17 protein-coding genes are annotated in these 15314 nt (G+C 62.6%); all 17 read left to right on the top strand.

The genetic code is table 11. The annotated features are described in order from the left end of the window. The first annotated feature begins 38 nt into the window (after nt 1-38). Nucleotides 39-425: a Fe-S cluster assembly scaffold IscU gene (gene iscU, locus IFT76_RS06875; RefSeq protein ID WP_043186545.1), complete on the top strand. Its 387-nt coding sequence runs from the start codon at nt 39-41 to the stop codon at nt 423-425. Nucleotides 426-515: 90 nt separating this feature from the next. Next, the gene (gene iscA, locus IFT76_RS06870) at nt 516-839 is read left to right on the top strand and encodes an iron-sulfur cluster assembly protein IscA (protein ID WP_122479552.1); all 324 of its coding nucleotides are present in this window, start codon (nt 516-518) and stop codon (nt 837-839) included. Nucleotides 840-847: 8 nt separating this feature from the next. Beyond that, nucleotides 848-1369 carry a co-chaperone HscB gene (hscB, locus tag IFT76_RS06865; protein ID WP_192057695.1) on the top strand — a complete coding sequence of 174 codons (522 nt, stop codon included), beginning with the start codon at nt 848-850 and terminating at the stop codon, nt 1367-1369. Between the two features lie 46 nt (nt 1370-1415). After that, nucleotides 1416-3278, top strand: a complete 1863-nt coding sequence (hscA, locus tag IFT76_RS06860; RefSeq protein WP_185794076.1) for a Fe-S protein assembly chaperone HscA — start codon at nt 1416-1418, stop codon at nt 3276-3278. Nucleotides 3279-3281: 3 nt separating this feature from the next. After that, a complete protein-coding gene (fdx, locus tag IFT76_RS06855) occupies nt 3282-3623 on the top strand; it encodes an ISC system 2Fe-2S type ferredoxin (RefSeq protein WP_122479549.1) in 342 nt (113 codons plus the stop codon). Nucleotides 3624-3636: 13 nt separating this feature from the next. Beyond that, nucleotides 3637-3837, top strand: coding sequence for a Fe-S cluster assembly protein IscX (gene iscX / locus IFT76_RS06850; protein WP_122479548.1), 201 nt, complete (start codon nt 3637-3639; stop codon nt 3835-3837). An 88-nt stretch (nt 3838-3925) separates the two neighbouring features. Then, nucleotides 3926-4351 (top strand): nucleoside-diphosphate kinase, encoded by a 426-nt coding sequence (gene ndk, locus IFT76_RS06845; RefSeq protein WP_192057694.1) that lies wholly within the window; start codon nt 3926-3928, stop codon nt 4349-4351. A gap of 28 nt (nt 4352-4379) precedes the next feature. Further along, a complete protein-coding gene (gene rlmN, locus IFT76_RS06840; protein ID WP_122479547.1) occupies nt 4380-5528 on the top strand; it encodes a 23S rRNA (adenine(2503)-C(2))-methyltransferase RlmN in 1149 nt (382 codons plus the stop codon). 14 nt (nt 5529-5542) lie between these two features. Beyond that, nucleotides 5543-6298 carry a type IV pilus biogenesis/stability protein PilW gene (gene pilW, locus IFT76_RS06835; protein WP_043186565.1) on the top strand — a complete coding sequence of 252 codons (756 nt, stop codon included), beginning with the start codon at nt 5543-5545 and terminating at the stop codon, nt 6296-6298. Then, nucleotides 6295-7278: a RodZ domain-containing protein gene (locus tag IFT76_RS06830; protein WP_192057693.1), complete on the top strand. Its 984-nt coding sequence runs from the start codon at nt 6295-6297 to the stop codon at nt 7276-7278. Before pilW ends, IFT76_RS06830 begins: the two co-directional genes overlap by 4 nt. A 1-nt stretch (nt 7279) precedes the next feature. Beyond that, a complete protein-coding gene (gene ispG, locus IFT76_RS06825; protein WP_192057692.1) occupies nt 7280-8389 on the top strand; it encodes a flavodoxin-dependent (E)-4-hydroxy-3-methylbut-2-enyl-diphosphate synthase in 1110 nt (369 codons plus the stop codon). A 22-nt stretch (nt 8390-8411) separates the two neighbouring features. Then, complete coding sequence (gene hisS / locus IFT76_RS06820) at nt 8412-9701, top strand: histidine--tRNA ligase (protein ID WP_122479544.1); 1290 nt, start codon at nt 8412-8414, stop codon at nt 9699-9701. A 42-nt stretch (nt 9702-9743) separates the two neighbouring features. Continuing rightward, complete coding sequence (locus IFT76_RS06815; RefSeq protein ID WP_122479543.1) at nt 9744-10385, top strand: tetratricopeptide repeat protein; 642 nt, start codon at nt 9744-9746, stop codon at nt 10383-10385. After that, nucleotides 10378-11532: an outer membrane protein assembly factor BamB gene (gene bamB / locus IFT76_RS06810; protein ID WP_197976848.1), complete on the top strand. Its 1155-nt coding sequence runs from the start codon at nt 10378-10380 to the stop codon at nt 11530-11532. The genes IFT76_RS06815 and bamB overlap by 8 nt, the downstream gene beginning before the upstream one ends. Before the next feature lie 120 nt (nt 11533-11652). After that, complete coding sequence (der, locus tag IFT76_RS06805; protein ID WP_122479541.1) at nt 11653-13116, top strand: ribosome biogenesis GTPase Der; 1464 nt, start codon at nt 11653-11655, stop codon at nt 13114-13116. A gap of 198 nt (nt 13117-13314) precedes the next feature. Beyond that, the gene (locus IFT76_RS06800) at nt 13315-14463 is read left to right on the top strand and encodes a pyridoxal phosphate-dependent aminotransferase (protein ID WP_192057691.1); all 1149 of its coding nucleotides are present in this window, start codon (nt 13315-13317) and stop codon (nt 14461-14463) included. Then, nucleotides 14460-15260, top strand: coding sequence for an amidohydrolase (locus IFT76_RS06795; RefSeq protein WP_192053944.1), 801 nt, complete (start codon nt 14460-14462; stop codon nt 15258-15260). Before IFT76_RS06800 ends, IFT76_RS06795 begins: the two co-directional genes overlap by 4 nt. Nucleotides 15261-15314: the final 54 nt, after the last annotated feature.

The raw sequence follows: 15314 nt of genomic DNA, 5'->3' as shown, positions 1-15314 counted from the left end.
AGCGGCTTACCTGATGAGTTTCAGTAAGGATCAATATCATGGCTTACAGTGAAAAGGTCATCGACCACTACGAAAACCCACGTAACGTGGGCAAGATGGACGCCGAAGATGCCGATGTCGGCACTGGCATGGTCGGCGCTCCGGCGTGCGGCGATGTGATGCGTCTGCAGATCCGCGTCAACGAGCAGGGCATCATCGAAGATGCCAAGTTCAAGACCTACGGCTGCGGTTCGGCCATCGCTTCCAGCTCCCTCGCCACCGAGTGGATGAAGGGCAAGACCCTGGACGAAGCCGAAACCATCAAGAACACCCAGCTGGCCGAAGAACTGGCGTTGCCGCCGGTGAAGATCCACTGCTCGGTGCTCGCCGAGGACGCCATCAAGGCGGCCGTACGCGACTACAAGCAGAAGAAAGGTCTGCTCTGAGTCAGAGCGAAGCTGGACACAGTCGCAGGTTCGATACAGCGCGGTGCGGGTGACCGCTCGCGCGCAACCGTTTGCAGGTAAGGAGTCACGATGGCCATCAGCATGACAGAAGCCGCCGCCAACCACGTTCGCCGCTCCCTGGCAGGGCGTGGCAAGGGTGACGGCATTCGTTTGGGCGTACGCACCACCGGTTGCTCGGGGTTGGCCTACGTGCTGGAGTTCGTCGATGAAGCCGGCAGCGAAGACAAGGTCTTCGAGAACCATGGCGTCAAGGTGATCATCGATCCCAAGAGCCTGGTCTACCTGGACGGTACCGAGCTCGATTTCGTCAAGGAAGGGTTGAACGAAGGCTTCAAGTTCAACAACCCCAACGTACGCGGCGAATGTGGCTGCGGCGAAAGCTTCAATATCTGAGGCTGACCGTGGGTACTCCTTGTCATTTCGCCCTGTTCGACCTCAAGCCCGGCTTTCGCCTGGATCTCGACCAGCTGGCTACCCGCTACCGCGAGTTGGCCCGTGAAGTCCACCCCGATCGCTTTGCCGACGCTTCCGAGCGCGAGCAACGCCAGGCGCTGGAAAAGTCCGCGGGTTTGAACGACGCCTACCAGACCCTGAAGGCTGCGCCCAAGCGTGCGCGTTACCTGCTGTCCATCGGTGGGCGGGAAGTACCGCAGGAAGTCACGGTCCATGACCCCGACTTTCTTCTGCAGCAGATGCAGTGGCGCGAAGAGCTCGAAGACCTGCAGGACAGCGCCGACTTGCCCGGTGTGGCCGCCTTCAAGCGGCGGGTCAAGGCCGCGCAGGCTGAACTCGAAGACAGCTTCGCTGCCTGTTGGAATGACGCGGCGCAACGCGAACAGGCCGAACGCCTGATGCGGCGCATGCAGTTTCTCGACAAGCTTTCCTATGAAGTGCGCCAGCTCGAAGAGCGCCTCGACGATTAACCCAGTGTCGCTACGGCCGCACGCCTGAATTCCTGACCTGATAAGCATGGCCCTACTGCAGATCGCCGAACCTGGCCAGAGTCCTCAACCACACCAGCGTCGTCTGGCCGTGGGGATCGACCTGGGCACTACCAATTCGCTGGTCGCTGCGCTGCGCAGCGGTCTATCCGAACCCCTGGCAGACGCAGACGGGCAGGTCATCCTGCCGTCTGCCGTTCGCTATCACGCCGATCGTGTCGAGGTCGGAGCGGCTGCCAAGGCTGCCGCCGCCAGCGACCCTTTCAACACCGTGCTCTCGGTCAAACGCCTGATGGGCCGTGGCCTGGCCGACGTCAAGCAGCTGGGCGAGCAATTGCCCTACCGCTTCGTCGGTGGCGAGTCGCACATGCCATTCATCCAGACCGTCCAAGGGCCGAAAAGCCCGGTGGAAGTGTCTGCCGATATTCTCAAGGCCCTGCGCCAGCGCGCCGAAGACGTCTTGGGCGGCGACCTGGTCGGGGCGGTGATCACCGTTCCCGCCTATTTCGATGACGCCCAGCGTCAAGCCACCAAGGACGCCGCGCGCCTGGCCGGGCTGAACGTGCTGCGCCTGCTCAACGAGCCGACGGCCGCTGCCGTCGCCTATGGCCTGGATCAGCACGCCGAAGGGCTGGTGGCGATCTACGACCTGGGCGGTGGCACTTTCGATATCTCCATCCTGCGCCTGACCGGCGGGGTCTTCGAAGTGCTGGCTACCGGCGGCGACAGTGCACTGGGTGGCGACGATTTCGATCATGCCATCGCAGGCTGGATCGTCGAGCAGGCGGGCGTATCCGCCAACCTCGACCCCGGTGCCCAGCGCCAGCTGCTGCAGGCGGCGTGCGCTGCCAAGGAAGCTCTGAGCCAGTCGTACAGCGCCACCATCGAATACGGCACCTGGAGTGCGGAGCTCACGCGCGACGCCTTCCAGGCGCTGATCGAACCCATGATCGCGCGCAGCCTCAAGGCCTGCCGACGTGCCGTGCGTGACGCCAGCATCGAGATCGACGAGATCCTTGCCGTGGTCATGGTCGGTGGCTCTACCCGCGTGCCGCGGGTACGTGAAGCGGTAGGCGAGCTGTTCGGGCGCCAGCCGTTGACCGACATCGACCCCGATCAGGTGGTGGCCATCGGTGCGGCCATCCAGGCCGATACCCTGGCCGGCAACAAGCGCGACGGCGGCGAGCTGTTGCTGCTGGACGTCATCCCGCTGTCCCTGGGGTTGGAAACCATGGGCGGGCTGATGGAGAAGGTGATTCCGCGCAACACCACCATTCCCGTTGCGCGTGCCCAGGATTTCACCACCTACAAGGACGGCCAGTCGGCCTTGCTCGTGCACGTTCTGCAGGGTGAGCGCGAGCTGATCAGCGACTGCCGGTCGCTGGCCCGTTTCGAGCTGCGTGGCATTCCTGCCATGGTGGCCGGCGCGGCGAAGATCCGCGTGACCTTTCAGGTCGATGCCGATGGCCTGCTCAGTGTGTCCGCGCGCGAGCTGGGCTCTGGCGTGGAAGCGAGCATTCAGGTCAAGCCCTCCTATGGCCTGACCGACGGCGAGGTCGCCAGGATGCTCACCGATTCCTTCCAGTATGCCGGTGACGACAAGGTTGCTCGCCAGCTGCGCGAGCACCAGGTCGACGGCGAGCGTCTGCTCGAAGCGGTACAGGCCGCGCTGGACGCCGATGGCGAGCGTCTGCTCGACGACGAAGAGCGCATGGTGATCGGCCTGCAGATGGACGAGTTGCGCGCGCGGGTGAAGGGCGACGACGGTCCGGCCATCGAACAGCAGACCAAGCTGCTGTCGCAGGTGACCGATGCCTTCGCCGCGCGTCGTATGAACAATGCCGTGAAAGACGCCCTGTCAGGGCGCAACCTGAATGAAATTGAGGAATAACTGATGCCGAAGGTGACTTTTCTGCCCCACGCCGAGCATTGCCCGGACGGCATGGTGGTCGAAGCTGAAACTGGCCGGTCGCTGCTCGACGTTGCCCACGATCATCACATCGAGATCGAGAGTGCCTGTGGCGGCGTGTGCGCCTGCACCACCTGCCATTGCGTGATCCGTGCCGGTTTCGACACGCTGGAAGAGGCCGACGAGCTGGAAGAGGATTTCCTCGATCGCGCCTGGGGCCTTGAGCCGACGTCGCGCCTGAGCTGCCAGGCCAAGGTCGGCACCCAGGACATCACCGTCGAGATTCCCAAGTACTCGCTCAATCACGCCGCCGAAGCGCCGCACTGACCGAGGAATCGTCATGAGCTATGGTTGGAATGATGTACAGCGGATCGCCGAGGAGCTGGAAGAACGGCATCCGGAACTCGATCCGTATTCGATCGGCTTCACCCGCCTGCAGCAGATGATCAAGGCGCTGCCCGATTTCGACGACGCCTCCGGTCGCGTCGGCGAGAAGGTGCTCGAGGCGGTGCAGACCCTCTGGGCTGCCGAAAAGGACTGATCGATTTGCAGGTTAGGCAATACCCCGGAACCCGCGTATAATTCGCGGGTTTAATTTTTCGCTTCAATCACTGTTTCTGGAGTTTCACATGGCTGTTCAACGTACTTTCTCCATCATCAAGCCCGACGCTGTCGCCAAGAACGTCATCGGCGAGATCACCACTCGTTTCGAAAAAGCCGGCCTGCACGTCGTTGCCTCGAAACTCAAGCAACTGTCCAAAGCCGAAGCCGAAGGCTTCTACGCCGAACACAGCGCTCGTGGCTTCTTCGGTGAGCTGGTTGCCTTCATGACTTCCGGCCCGGTCGTCGTCCAGGTTCTGGAAGGTGAAAACGCCATCGCTCTGAACCGCGAACTGATGGGTGCTACCAACCCTAAAGAAGCTGCTGCCGGTACCATCCGTGCCGACTTCGCCGAATCCATCGACGCCAACGCCGTCCACGGTTCGGACTCCGAAGCTGCTGCTGCCCGCGAAATCGCATACTTCTTCGCTACTACCGAAGTAACCACTCGCTAAGCCACGGCCAACGAGTGAAGGTGAACCCATGACTGATATGACTGGCAAGACGAACCTGTTGGGTCTGACTCAACCGGAAATGGAACAGTTCTTCGACTCGATCGGGGAGAAGCGCTTTCGTGCCGGTCAGGTCATGAAGTGGATTCACCATTTTGGCGTGGACGATTTCGATGCCATGACCAACGTCGGCAAGGCCCTGCGCGAAAAGCTCAAGGCCTGTGCCGAGATCCGCGGCCCCGAAGTGGTCAGCGAGGACATCTCCACCGACGGCACCCGCAAGTGGGTGGTGCGCGTGGCGTCCGGCAGCTGCGTCGAGACCGTGTACATCCCCCAGGGCAAGCGTGGCACCTTGTGTGTGTCGTCCCAGGCGGGCTGTGCGCTGGATTGCAGTTTCTGCTCCACCGGCAAACAAGGCTTCAACAGCAACCTCACCGCCGCCGAAGTCATTGGCCAGGTGTGGATTGCCAACAAATCCTTCGGCAGCGTCCCGGCGACCGTCGACCGTGCCATCACCAACGTGGTGATGATGGGCATGGGCGAGCCGCTGCTGAACTTCGACAACGTCATCGCGGCCATGCGCCTGATGATGGATGACCTGGGCTATGGCATCTCCAAACGCCGGGTCACCCTGTCGACCTCGGGTGTCGTGCCCATGATCGACGTGCTCGCCGATCACATCGACGTCTCCCTGGCCCTGTCGCTGCACGCGCCCAACGACGCGTTGCGCAACCAGTTGGTGCCGATCAACAAGAAGTACCCGCTCAAGATGCTGCTCGAGTCGTGCCAGCGCTACATGTCGCAGCTGGGCGAGAAGCGCGTGCTGACTATCGAGTACACCCTGCTCAAGGACGTCAACGACCAGCTCGAGCATGCTGTGGAAATGGTCGAGTTGCTCAAGAACGTGCCCTGCAAGGTCAACCTCATTCCGTTCAACCCGTTCCCGCATTCCGGCTACGAGCGCCCGAGCAACAATGCGATCCGTCGTTTCCAGGATCACCTGCATCAGGCTGGCTTCAACGTCACCGTACGCACCACCCGCGGCGAGGACATCGACGCGGCCTGTGGCCAGCTGGTGGGTCAGGTCATGGACCGCACGCGCCGCAGTGAACGCTACATCGCCGTACGCCAATTAGGCGCTGAGGCCGATATGCCGCAAACTGCCGCGAATCGGAACTGAACGAGAGGAACCCCATGACCCTGCGCGCTGCGCTGCTGATCGTATTCGCCTTGCTGACCGGCTGCGTCACCACGGGCAAGGTCAACCCGATGGACACCAGCAAGGGGCGGGACGAGGCACGTCAGGCCTATGTGCAACTGGGCCTGGGCTACCTGCAGGAAGGCAGTACCGAACGGGCGAAGATTCCCTTGAAGAAGGCCCTGGAGCTGAACAGCTCCGACGCCGACGCCAATGCCGCACTGGCCTTGGTGTTCCAGGCGGAGATGGAACCGGAGCTCGCCGAGCAGCATTTTCGCAAGGCTTTGAACGCTCGCAGCGATGCCCGTATCCTGAACAACTACGGCAGTTTCCTGTACGAGCAGAAACGCTACAAGGAAGCCTATGAACTGTTCGAGAAGGCCGCCGCCGATACGCTTTACCCGGAGCGTTCACGGGTCTTCGAGAACCTGGGCATGACCGCCGTGGCCCTTGGGCAGCGCGAGGTGGCACAGCAGAACCTGGAGAAGGCCCTGCGGCTCAACCGGCAGCAGCCCCGTGCATTGCTGGAAATGGCCGAGATGTCATACCAGGACATGCATTATGTGCCGGCCAAGGAGTATTTCGACCGGTTCACCCAGTTGAGCGAGCACACCGCGCGCAGCCTGCTGCTTGGCACGCGTCTGGCGAAAGTCTACGAAGACAAGAACAAGGCCGCCAGTTATGGCCTGCAACTCAAACGGCTTTATCCCGGTACGCCGGAATATCAGCAATACCTGTCGGAGCAAAGATGAAAGCGGCGCATCCCGAAGTAGCAGCAGGCTCTCGTGTAAACCCCGGCGATACCTTGCGTCAGGCCCGCGAAAGCAAAGAGTGGTCGTTGCCTGAGGTGGCCGCCCGGCTCAATCTCACGCCCACCTCGCTGGCCAACCTGGAAGCGGGCGCGTTCGACAAGCTGCCCGGGCACACCTTTTCCCGTGGCTACATCCGCGCCTATGCCAAGTTGCTGGGCCTGGATCAGGCGGTGCTGGTGCAGGCGTTCGACCAGTACACGGGCACCAATGCACAGGGCAGCAACGTGCATGGCCTGGGTCGCATCGAAGAACCATCGCGCCTGGCCCACAACCTGCTGCGCATCGTCAGCCTGATGCTGGTACTGGCGCTGGTGGGTGGCGGTTTCCTCTGGTGGCAGGACAAGACCACCGCGCGGGGCACCGATGCGACCAACGTCGCGCTGGAGCACGTCGAAGTCGAAAGCGCCGATGGCACCACCCAGATCCATCCGCTCGACGAGCCTGAAGACCAGGCGGTCGTGGCTGCGCGCGAGGGCGAGCCGACGGCCTTGAGCCTGAACCAGGGCCAGGCCCCGGTCGACCCGGCCACCACCGGTACGCCTGCCGCCACCGCGGCGCAGCCGCCGGTTGCGGCGCAGACACCAGCGATCGTTGCCGCGCCGAGCCCGAGCAGCGCCCCGACTAGCAGTGCTGCCGAACCGGCTGCCGTCCCTGCGCCCATTGAAGCTCCAGTGGCCGGGCAAGGCCAGGTCGGGATCAATTTCGTCGCCGATTGCTGGACTCAGGTCAGTGATGCCACCGGCAAGGTCCTGTACAGCGGTCTCAAGCGTTCCGGCGAGAATCTTCAGGTCGGCGGCAAGCCGCCGTTCGCCATACGCCTGGGCGTGGCCAATGCCGCCCAGGTGACTTACAACGGTCAAGCGGTGGATGTCGCGCCCTTTACCAAGGGCAATACTGCTCGCATGAAGCTGGGGCAATAACATGCACGGTGAATCTCCGATCAAGCGCCGCGAATCGCGCAAAATATGGGTTGGCTCGGTACCGGTGGGGGGCGATGCGCCCATTGCCGTGCAAAGCATGACCAATACCGATACCAATGACGTCGATGCCACCGTGGGGCAGATCCAGCGTCTGGTCGATGCCGGTGCCGACATCGTGCGCGTGTCGGTGCCCGACATGGACGCCGCCGAGGCGTTCGGTCGCATCAAGCAGCGCGTCAGCGTGCCGCTGGTGGCAGACATCCACTTCGACTACAAGATCGCCTTGCGTGTGGCCGAACTGGGCGTGGACTGCCTGCGCATCAACCCCGGCAACATCGGTCGCGAAGACCGCGTGCGCGCCGTGGTCGATGCCGCTCGCGACCGCGGCATCCCGATCCGTATCGGTGTCAACGCAGGCTCGCTGGAAAAGGATCTGCAGAAGAAGTACGGCGAGCCGACGCCCGAAGCGCTGGTCGACTCGGCGCTGCGTCACGTCGAGCATCTGGTGCGCCTGGACTTCCACGATTTCAAGGTCAGCGTGAAAGCGTCCGACGTGTTCATGGCCGTCGATGCCTATCGCCTGCTCGCCAAGCAGATCATCCAGCCCTTGCACCTGGGCATCACCGAGGCCGGTGGCCTGCGCTCCGGCACGGTCAAGTCGGCGGTCGGTCTGGGCATGCTGCTGGCGGACGGTATCGGCGACACCATTCGCATTTCGCTGGCAGCCGATCCGGTGGAGGAGGTCAAGGTTGGTTACGACATCCTGAAGTCGTTGCGCCTGCGTTCGCGTGGCATCAACTTCATTGCCTGCCCCAGCTGTTCGCGACAGAACTTCGACGTGGTCAAGACCATGAACGAACTGGAAGGGCGTCTCGAAGACCTGCTGGTGCCGCTGGACGTCGCGGTCATCGGTTGCGTGGTCAACGGACCGGGCGAGGCCAAGGAGGCCCATGTCGGTCTGACTGGCGGTACGCCAAACCTGATCTACATCGACGGCAAGCCGTCACAGAAACTGACCAACGACAATCTGGTGGATGAGCTCGAAAGGCTGATCCGGCAGAAGGCAGCCGAAAAGGTCGAAGCCGACGCGGCGTTGATCATTCGCGGCTAACCGGGATTTCTAAGGATATTTTGTGAGCAAGACTCTGCAAGCCATTCGTGGCATGAACGACATCCTGCCCGAGCAGACGCCGCTGTGGCGCTACTTCGAAGGCACCGTGGCCGGTTTGCTGGACGGCTACGGCTACCGCCAGATCCGCATGCCCATCGTCGAGTTCACCGACCTGTTCAAGCGCTCCATCGGCGAAGTCACCGATATCGTCGAGAAAGAGATGTACACCTTCGAGGATCGCAACGGCGATTCCCTCACGCTGCGCCCCGAAGGCACTGCAGCCTGTGTTCGCGCAGTGCTCGAACATGGCTTGAGCGGCGGTGGCCAGGTGCAGAAGCTCTGGTACATGGGGCCGATGTTTCGTCATGAGCGGCCGCAGAAAGGGCGCTATCGCCAGTTTCACCAGATTGGCCTGGAGGTGTTCAACCTCGACGGCCCTGACATCGATGCCGAGCTGATCGTGCTGACCTGGCGGCTGTGGAAGCTGCTGGGGATCCGTGACGCGGTCACCCTTGAACTCAACAGCCTGGGCACCAGCGAAGCCCGCGGTCGCTATCGCGAGGCGCTGGTGGAGTTTCTCACCGCGCACCTGGACCAGATCGACGAAGACAGTCAGCGCCGTCTGAAGACCAACCCGCTGCGCGTGCTCGATACCAAGCACCCGGAAACCCAGGCGGTGCTGGTCAACGCACCGAAGCTGGCCGATTATCTCGACGACGAGTCGCGCGTGCATTTCGAAGGTCTGAAGGCGCGTCTGGACGCCGCCGGCATTCCCTACGTGATCAACCCCAAGCTGGTGCGTGGCCTGGACTACTACAGCAAGACCGTCTTCGAATGGGTCACCGACAAGCTGGGCGCCCAGGGCACCGTGTGTGCCGGTGGCCGCTATGATGGCCTGGTCGAACAGATGGGCGGCAAGCCGACACCGGGCGTGGGCTTTGCCATGGGCATCGAGCGCCTGATCCTGCTGCTCGAAACCCTGGAGCAGGTGCCCGAGTCGATTTCCCGACAGGTCGATGTGTATCTGTGTGCATTTGGCGAGCAGGCCGAGCTGGCAGGTCTGACCCTGGCCGAGCGGCTGCGCGACGAAGTGCCTGGGCTGCGCTTGATGGTCAATGCCGGTGCCGGCAGCTTCAAGAGTCAGTTCAAGAAAGCCGACAAGAGCGGTGCGTTGCATGCCTTGATCCTGGGGGACGACGAACTGGCCCAACAAGTGGTAGGTTTCAAACCCCTGCGCGGCCAGGGCGAACAACAGAACATTGCCTGGTCGGCATTGGCCGACCATCTGGCGACCTGCGTTGTGCAGGGCTGAATCAAGCAAGCATCAAGCATTTGCGCGAATAGGAGCATTGGGGTGTCGAGTACCGAAGACGAACAAATGGGCGAACTCAAGGACTGGTGGCAGCGTAACGGCAAGCCCTTGGTGACCGGTGGCCTGCTGGCCCTGGTCATCGTGTTCGGCTGGCAAGCCTGGACCCGATACCAGAGCAACCAGTCGCAGAGCGCTTCCAACCTGTACCAGCAGTTGCTGGAAGCCAGCCTGACCCCGACCGGCAAGCCCGATACCGCCCAGGTGGCGGATCTGGCCGGCAAGCTCAAGAACGAGTTCGGCGGTACTGCCTACGCGCAGTACGCCAGCCTGTTCCTGGCCAAGGCTGCCGTCGATGCCGGCAAGCTCGATGACGCTGCAGCCGAGCTCAAGACGGTGGTCGACAAGCCAGCCGACACCACCTTGGGTGAGGTTGCGCGTCAGCGCCTGGCACAGGTCATGGCCGCGCAGAACAAGGCCGAAGACGCCTTGAAGCTGCTCGACGGCGACACCGACAAAGCCTTCCTGGCGGCCCGCGAAGAGCTCAAGGGCGACCTGCTGGTGCAACTGGGCCGCAGCGACGACGCCTATGCCGCGTATCAAAAAGCCAAGGCTGCGCTGTCCGATGAAGCGGCGGTGGGTGGCCTTCAAATCAAGCTCGACGACCTGGCCAAAGGGGATGCGTGACGTGATCCGTTGGAAACATGCAGCATTGCTGGCCCTGGCCTTGATGGCCGTGGGTTGCAGCAGCAACAGCAAGAAGGAACTGCCACCGGCCGAGCTGACCGACTTCAAGGAAGAAGTGTCCTTGCAGAAGGTCTGGAGCCGCGGTATCGGCGATGGCCAGGGCAAGACCTACAACATGCTCGTGCCGGCCGTCGAGAACGACCGTATCTACGCCGCCGATGTAACCGGTGAAGTGGTCGCGATGAACCGCATGACCGGTGACGTGTTGTGGAAGAAGGATCTGGACCAGCCGGTTTCCGGTGCCGTCGGTGTGAGCTACGGCATGGTGACCCTGGGGACTCTGCGTGGTGATGTGATCGCTCTGGACGCCGATACCGGCGAACAGCGCTGGAAGGCGCGGGTGAACAGTGAAGTGCTGGCGCCACCGGCCAACAATGGCAACGTCGTTGTAGTGCAGACCCAGGATGATCGCCTGATCGGCCTGGATGCCAGCACTGGCGACCAGCGCTGGCTGTACGACAGCACCCCGGCGGTGCTGACCCTGCGCGGTACGGGCGCGCCGCTGGTGACCAACCAGCTGGCGATTGCCGGGCTGTCGACCGGCAAGGTCGTGGCGTTGGACGTTTCCAACGGCGTGCCGGTCTGGGAAGCGCGGGTTGCCGTGCCCCAGGGCCGCTCCGAGCTGGATCGGGTGGTCGATATCGACGGCGGCCTGCTGCTGTCCGGTGGCACGTTGTATGTGACCACCTATCAGGGCCGCATGGCCGGCCTGGACCTGGAAAGCGGGCGCGTGCTGTGGCAGCGCGATGCATCCAGCTACGCAGGTGTCGCGCAGGGATTCGGCAACGTCTACACCAGCCTGGCCTCGGGAACCGTGGAGGGCGTCGACGAGCGTTCCACCACCGCCCTGTGGAGCAACGACCAGCTGGCCCGTCGTCAGTTGTCGGCGCCCGAAGTGTTCTCCAGCTACATCGCAGTGGGCGACCTGGAAGGTTATGTCCATCTGTTGAGCCAGGTAGACGGTCGTTTCGTCAGCCGCACCCGGGTCGACAGCGATGGCGTGCGGGCTCGCCCGCTGGTCGTCGGTGACATGCTTTATATTTTCGGCAACAGTGGCAAGCTGGAAGCCCTGACCGTCAAGCAGTGATTGACTATGCTTGCTGACACCCGCGGGTGTCGGCAAGCCGCTTCCTTTGAAGCGCCTCGAACTCCGGCCGCTGCCTGCAGCGGCCTTTGTATTTTCTGAATCAACGCAGTGGAGAGCCGCATGGTTCCCGTAATCGCCCTGGTGGGCCGACCCAACGTCGGTAAATCCACCATGTTCAACCGCCTGACCAAGAGCCGTGACGCCATTGTCGGCGACCTGTCTGGTCTTACCCGTGATCGCCAATACGGTGAGGCGCGCTGGCAAGGGCGTTCCTACATTCTGGTCGACACCGGTGGTATTTCCGGTGACGAGCACGGCATGGACGAAAAGATGGCCGAGCAGTCGCTGCTGGCCATCGAAGAAGCCGATGTCGTGATGTTCCTGGTCGACGCGCGCGCCGGTTTCACCGCCGCGGACCAGATGATTGCCGAACACCTGCGCAAGCGTAACAAGCGCTCGCTGCTGGTGGCCAACAAGGTCGACAACGTCGACCCGGAAATGGCCAAGGCCGAATTTGCCCCGTTGGGCATGGGCGACGCGATTCCCGTGGCCGGTGCCCAGGGCCGCGGCCTCAACACGTTGCTCGAAGCCGCCTTGGGCGAGTTTCCGCGCGACGATGACGAAGTCGACCTTGAAGCCGATGTGGCCGAAGGCGAGGAGGCCGTGCGTATCCCGGGCCCGAGCGAGAAGGATGGCATCAAGATCGCCATCATCGGTCGGCCCAACGTCGGCAAGTCGACCCTGGTCAACCGCATGCTCGGTGAAGACCGGGTCATCGTCTATGACCAGCCGGGCACTACCCGGGACAGCATCTACATTCCCTTCGAGCGCAACGAAGAGAAATACACGCTGATCGACACGGCCGGTGTGCGCAAGCGCGGCAAGATCCACGAGGAAGTCGAAAAGTTCTCGGTGGTCAAGACGCTGCAGGCGATCAAGGACGCCAACGTGGTGATCTTCGTCATGGACGCGCGCGAAGGTGTGGTCGACCACGACTTGAACCTGCTGGGCTTCGCCCTGGAAACCGGTCGTGCCATCGTCATCGCGCTGAACAAGTGGGATGGCATGCAGCCCAGCGAGCGCGACTATGTGAAGGTCGAGCTGGAGCGGCGGTTGTTCTTCGTCGACTTTGCCGACATCCACTTCATTTCGGCGCTGCACGGCACCGGCGTGGGTAACCTGTATGCATCGGTGCAAGCATCGTTCAAATCGGCGATCACGCGTTGGCCCACCAGCCGCCTGACGCAGATCCTCGAGGATGCGGTGCAAGAGCACCAGCCGCCGATGGTCAACAGCCGCCGCATCAAGTTGCGTTACGCGCACTTGGGTGGTGCCAACCCGCCGTTGATCGTGATCCACGGCAACCAGGTGGAGCGGGTACCCAAGTCGTATGTGCGCTATCTGGAAAACACCTATCGCCGGGTGCTCAAGCTGGTCGGTACGCCGATCCGTATCGAGTTCAAGGGTGGCGAGAACCCGTACGAGGGCAACAAGAACACCCTCACCGATCGCCAGGTCAACAAGAAGCGCCGCCTGATGTCGCACCACAAGAAGGCCGACAAGAAGCGCCGCGACAAGCGTTGATACACCGTGGTGACGCCGGACGCGGCTCGCGCCGCTGCTACAGGGAAATGTGCAACCCGTAGCAGCGGCGCAAGCCGCGTCGGCGGTGGATGCGGTCCATCAGACACACCACGCCCCCCGTAGCAGCGGCGCAAGCCGCGTCAGCGGTGGATGCGGTCTGCCTGCTACACTGGAGAACGGTTTTCCAGGGAGCAGCTCATGATCAGCAGCAAGCTGCCGAATGTCGGCACCACCATCTTCACCACCATGTCGCAACTTGCCGCACAAACCGGCGCCTTGAACCTGTCCCAGGGTTTCCCGGATTTCGACGGTCCGCCTGCCTTGCTCGAGGCGGTCGGTCGACATGTGCTGGCAGGCCACAACCAATACTCGCCCATGACCGGCCTACCGGCCCTGCGCGAACAGGTGGCGACCAAGGTCGAGCGTCTGTACCGGCGCACTGTGAGCGCCGAAACCGAGATCACCATCACACCGGGCGCCACCCAGGCAATTTTCTGCGCGATCCAGGCGGTCATTCGCCACGGCGATGAAGTCATCGTGTTCGATCCCTGCTACGACAGCTACGAACCCTCGGTCGAGCTGGCTGGCGGCACCTGCGTGCACGTGCAGCTGGATGCCGAGAACTTCACGATCGACTGGCAGCGGTTGAGCGATGCCATTACCGCGCGCACACGCATGATCATCATCAACACGCCGCATAATCCCAGCGGTGCCTTGATCAGTGCCGCGGAACTGGACCGATTGGCGGCACTGATCGCCGACCGCGACATCTACATACTCAGCGACGAGGTCTATGAGCATCTGGTGTTCGACGGCGTCGCTCACGCCAGCGTGCTCGCTCATGAACGCTTGTATGAGCGCGCGTTCGTGGTCAGCTCGTTCGGCAAGACCTACCACGTCACGGGCTGGAAAACCGGCTATGTGATCGCACCGCCGGCCCTGAGCCGGGAACTGCGCAAGGTGCACCAGTACGTCAGCTTCTGCGGGGTCACGCCGCTGCAGTACGCGTTGGCCGACTACATGGCCGCACACCCTGGACATGTGGATGAGCTGCCGGCGTTCTATCAAGGCAAGCGTGATCTGCTCTGCGACCTGCTGGCGGATTCCCGCTTCACGTTGACACCCACGCCCGGTACCTACTTCCAACTGGTCGACTATTCGGCGATCCGGCCCGACTTGAGCGATGTCGACATGGCGCTGTGGTTGACGCGCGAGCATGGGGTAGCGAGCATTCCGGTGTCGGTGTTCTATTGCACCCCGGTAGCGGATCAGCGCCTGATCCGGTTGTGTTTCGCCAAACGTGAGGAGACGCTGCGCGAGGCAGCGAGCACATTATGCCGAATATGAGTGAAGCGACTGTTGTCGAGCATGCCCCGGAACTCAAGCTCGCATTGGTGCAGACCCAGCTGGCCTGGCACGACCGCGAAGCCAATCTCGAGCACTTCGATGCCTTGCTCGAGCACGCGCGGGGTGCAGATCTGGTGGTCCTGCCGGAGATGTTCACCACAGGGTTCTCGATGGAGTCCGAAAGCCAGTGCGAGCCGGAGAATGGGGTGACTCACGGCTGGCTGTTGGCGTGGGCCGACAAGCTCGACGCGGTAGTGACCGGCAGCGTGATCGTCCAGGCTGCAGACGGCAGCTATCGCAACCGCCTGTTGTGGGCGTGCCCGGACGGCCAGATGCTGCATTACGACAAGCGCCATCTGTTTCGCATGGCTGCAGAGCACGAGCACTACAGTGCTGGGGAGCACCAGGCGGTGTTTTCCGTGAAGGGCTGGCGCGTGCGTCCGTTGATCTGCTACGACCTGCGTTTTCCAGTGTGGAGCCGCGATGCCCAAGGCACTGACCTGCTGCTGTACACCGCCAACTGGCCGGGCGCGCGACGCATGCACTGGAATCGCCTGCTGCCAGCCCGGGCAATCGAGAACCTGTGTTACGTAGCCGCAGTGAACCGCGTGGGCACCGATGGCAAGGGCTTTGCCTACACAGGCGACAGCCAGGTGCTGGACTTTCAGGGCGAGAATCTGCTGAGCGCTGGCGAGGCCGACGGGGTCTTCCACGCAAGCCTAAGTACCGAAGCGTTGCGCGCCTACCGCGGCAGGTTCCCGGCCCATCTGGACGCTGACGAATACGAGCTGCGCTAGGAACGCTCATGCCTGACACGCCGCGGTGCGTTTTTCGCGGCCGATGATTCGATA

Origin of the sequence: Pseudomonas sp. CFBP 13727 (genome assembly GCF_014841915.1) — a bacterium.
GTDB lineage: Bacteria > Pseudomonadota > Gammaproteobacteria > Pseudomonadales > Pseudomonadaceae > Aquipseudomonas > Aquipseudomonas baltica.
Note: the sequence above shows the minus strand (reverse complement) of the source record. Positions and strands in the feature narration are given on the sequence as shown.

Bases quoted from the DNA above. Each gene is read 5' to 3' on its own strand.
- iscU (WP_043186545.1), top strand. From the start codon at position 39: ATGGCTTACAGTGAAAAGGTCATCGACCACTACGAAAACCCACGTAAC.
- iscA (WP_122479552.1), top strand. From the start codon at position 516: ATGGCCATCAGCATGACAGAAGCCGCCGCCAACCACGTTCGCCGCTCC.
- hscA (WP_185794076.1), top strand. From the start codon at position 1,416: ATGGCCCTACTGCAGATCGCCGAACCTGGCCAGAGTCCTCAACCACAC.
- fdx (WP_122479549.1), top strand. From the start codon at position 3,282: ATGCCGAAGGTGACTTTTCTGCCCCACGCCGAGCATTGCCCGGACGGC.
- iscX (WP_122479548.1), top strand. From the start codon at position 3,637: ATGAGCTATGGTTGGAATGATGTACAGCGGATCGCCGAGGAGCTGGAA.
- ndk (WP_192057694.1), top strand. From the start codon at position 3,926: ATGGCTGTTCAACGTACTTTCTCCATCATCAAGCCCGACGCTGTCGCC.
- rlmN (WP_122479547.1), top strand. From the start codon at position 4,380: ATGACTGATATGACTGGCAAGACGAACCTGTTGGGTCTGACTCAACCG.
- pilW (WP_043186565.1), top strand. From the start codon at position 5,543: ATGACCCTGCGCGCTGCGCTGCTGATCGTATTCGCCTTGCTGACCGGC.
- IFT76_RS06830 (WP_192057693.1), top strand. From the start codon at position 6,295: ATGAAAGCGGCGCATCCCGAAGTAGCAGCAGGCTCTCGTGTAAACCCC.
- ispG (WP_192057692.1), top strand. From the start codon at position 7,280: ATGCACGGTGAATCTCCGATCAAGCGCCGCGAATCGCGCAAAATATGG.
- bamB (WP_197976848.1), top strand. From the start codon at position 10,378: ATGCGTGACGTGATCCGTTGGAAACATGCAGCATTGCTGGCCCTGGCC.
- der (WP_122479541.1), top strand. From the start codon at position 11,653: ATGGTTCCCGTAATCGCCCTGGTGGGCCGACCCAACGTCGGTAAATCC.
- IFT76_RS06800 (WP_192057691.1), top strand. From the start codon at position 13,315: ATGATCAGCAGCAAGCTGCCGAATGTCGGCACCACCATCTTCACCACC.
- IFT76_RS06795 (WP_192053944.1), top strand. From the start codon at position 14,460: ATGAGTGAAGCGACTGTTGTCGAGCATGCCCCGGAACTCAAGCTCGCA.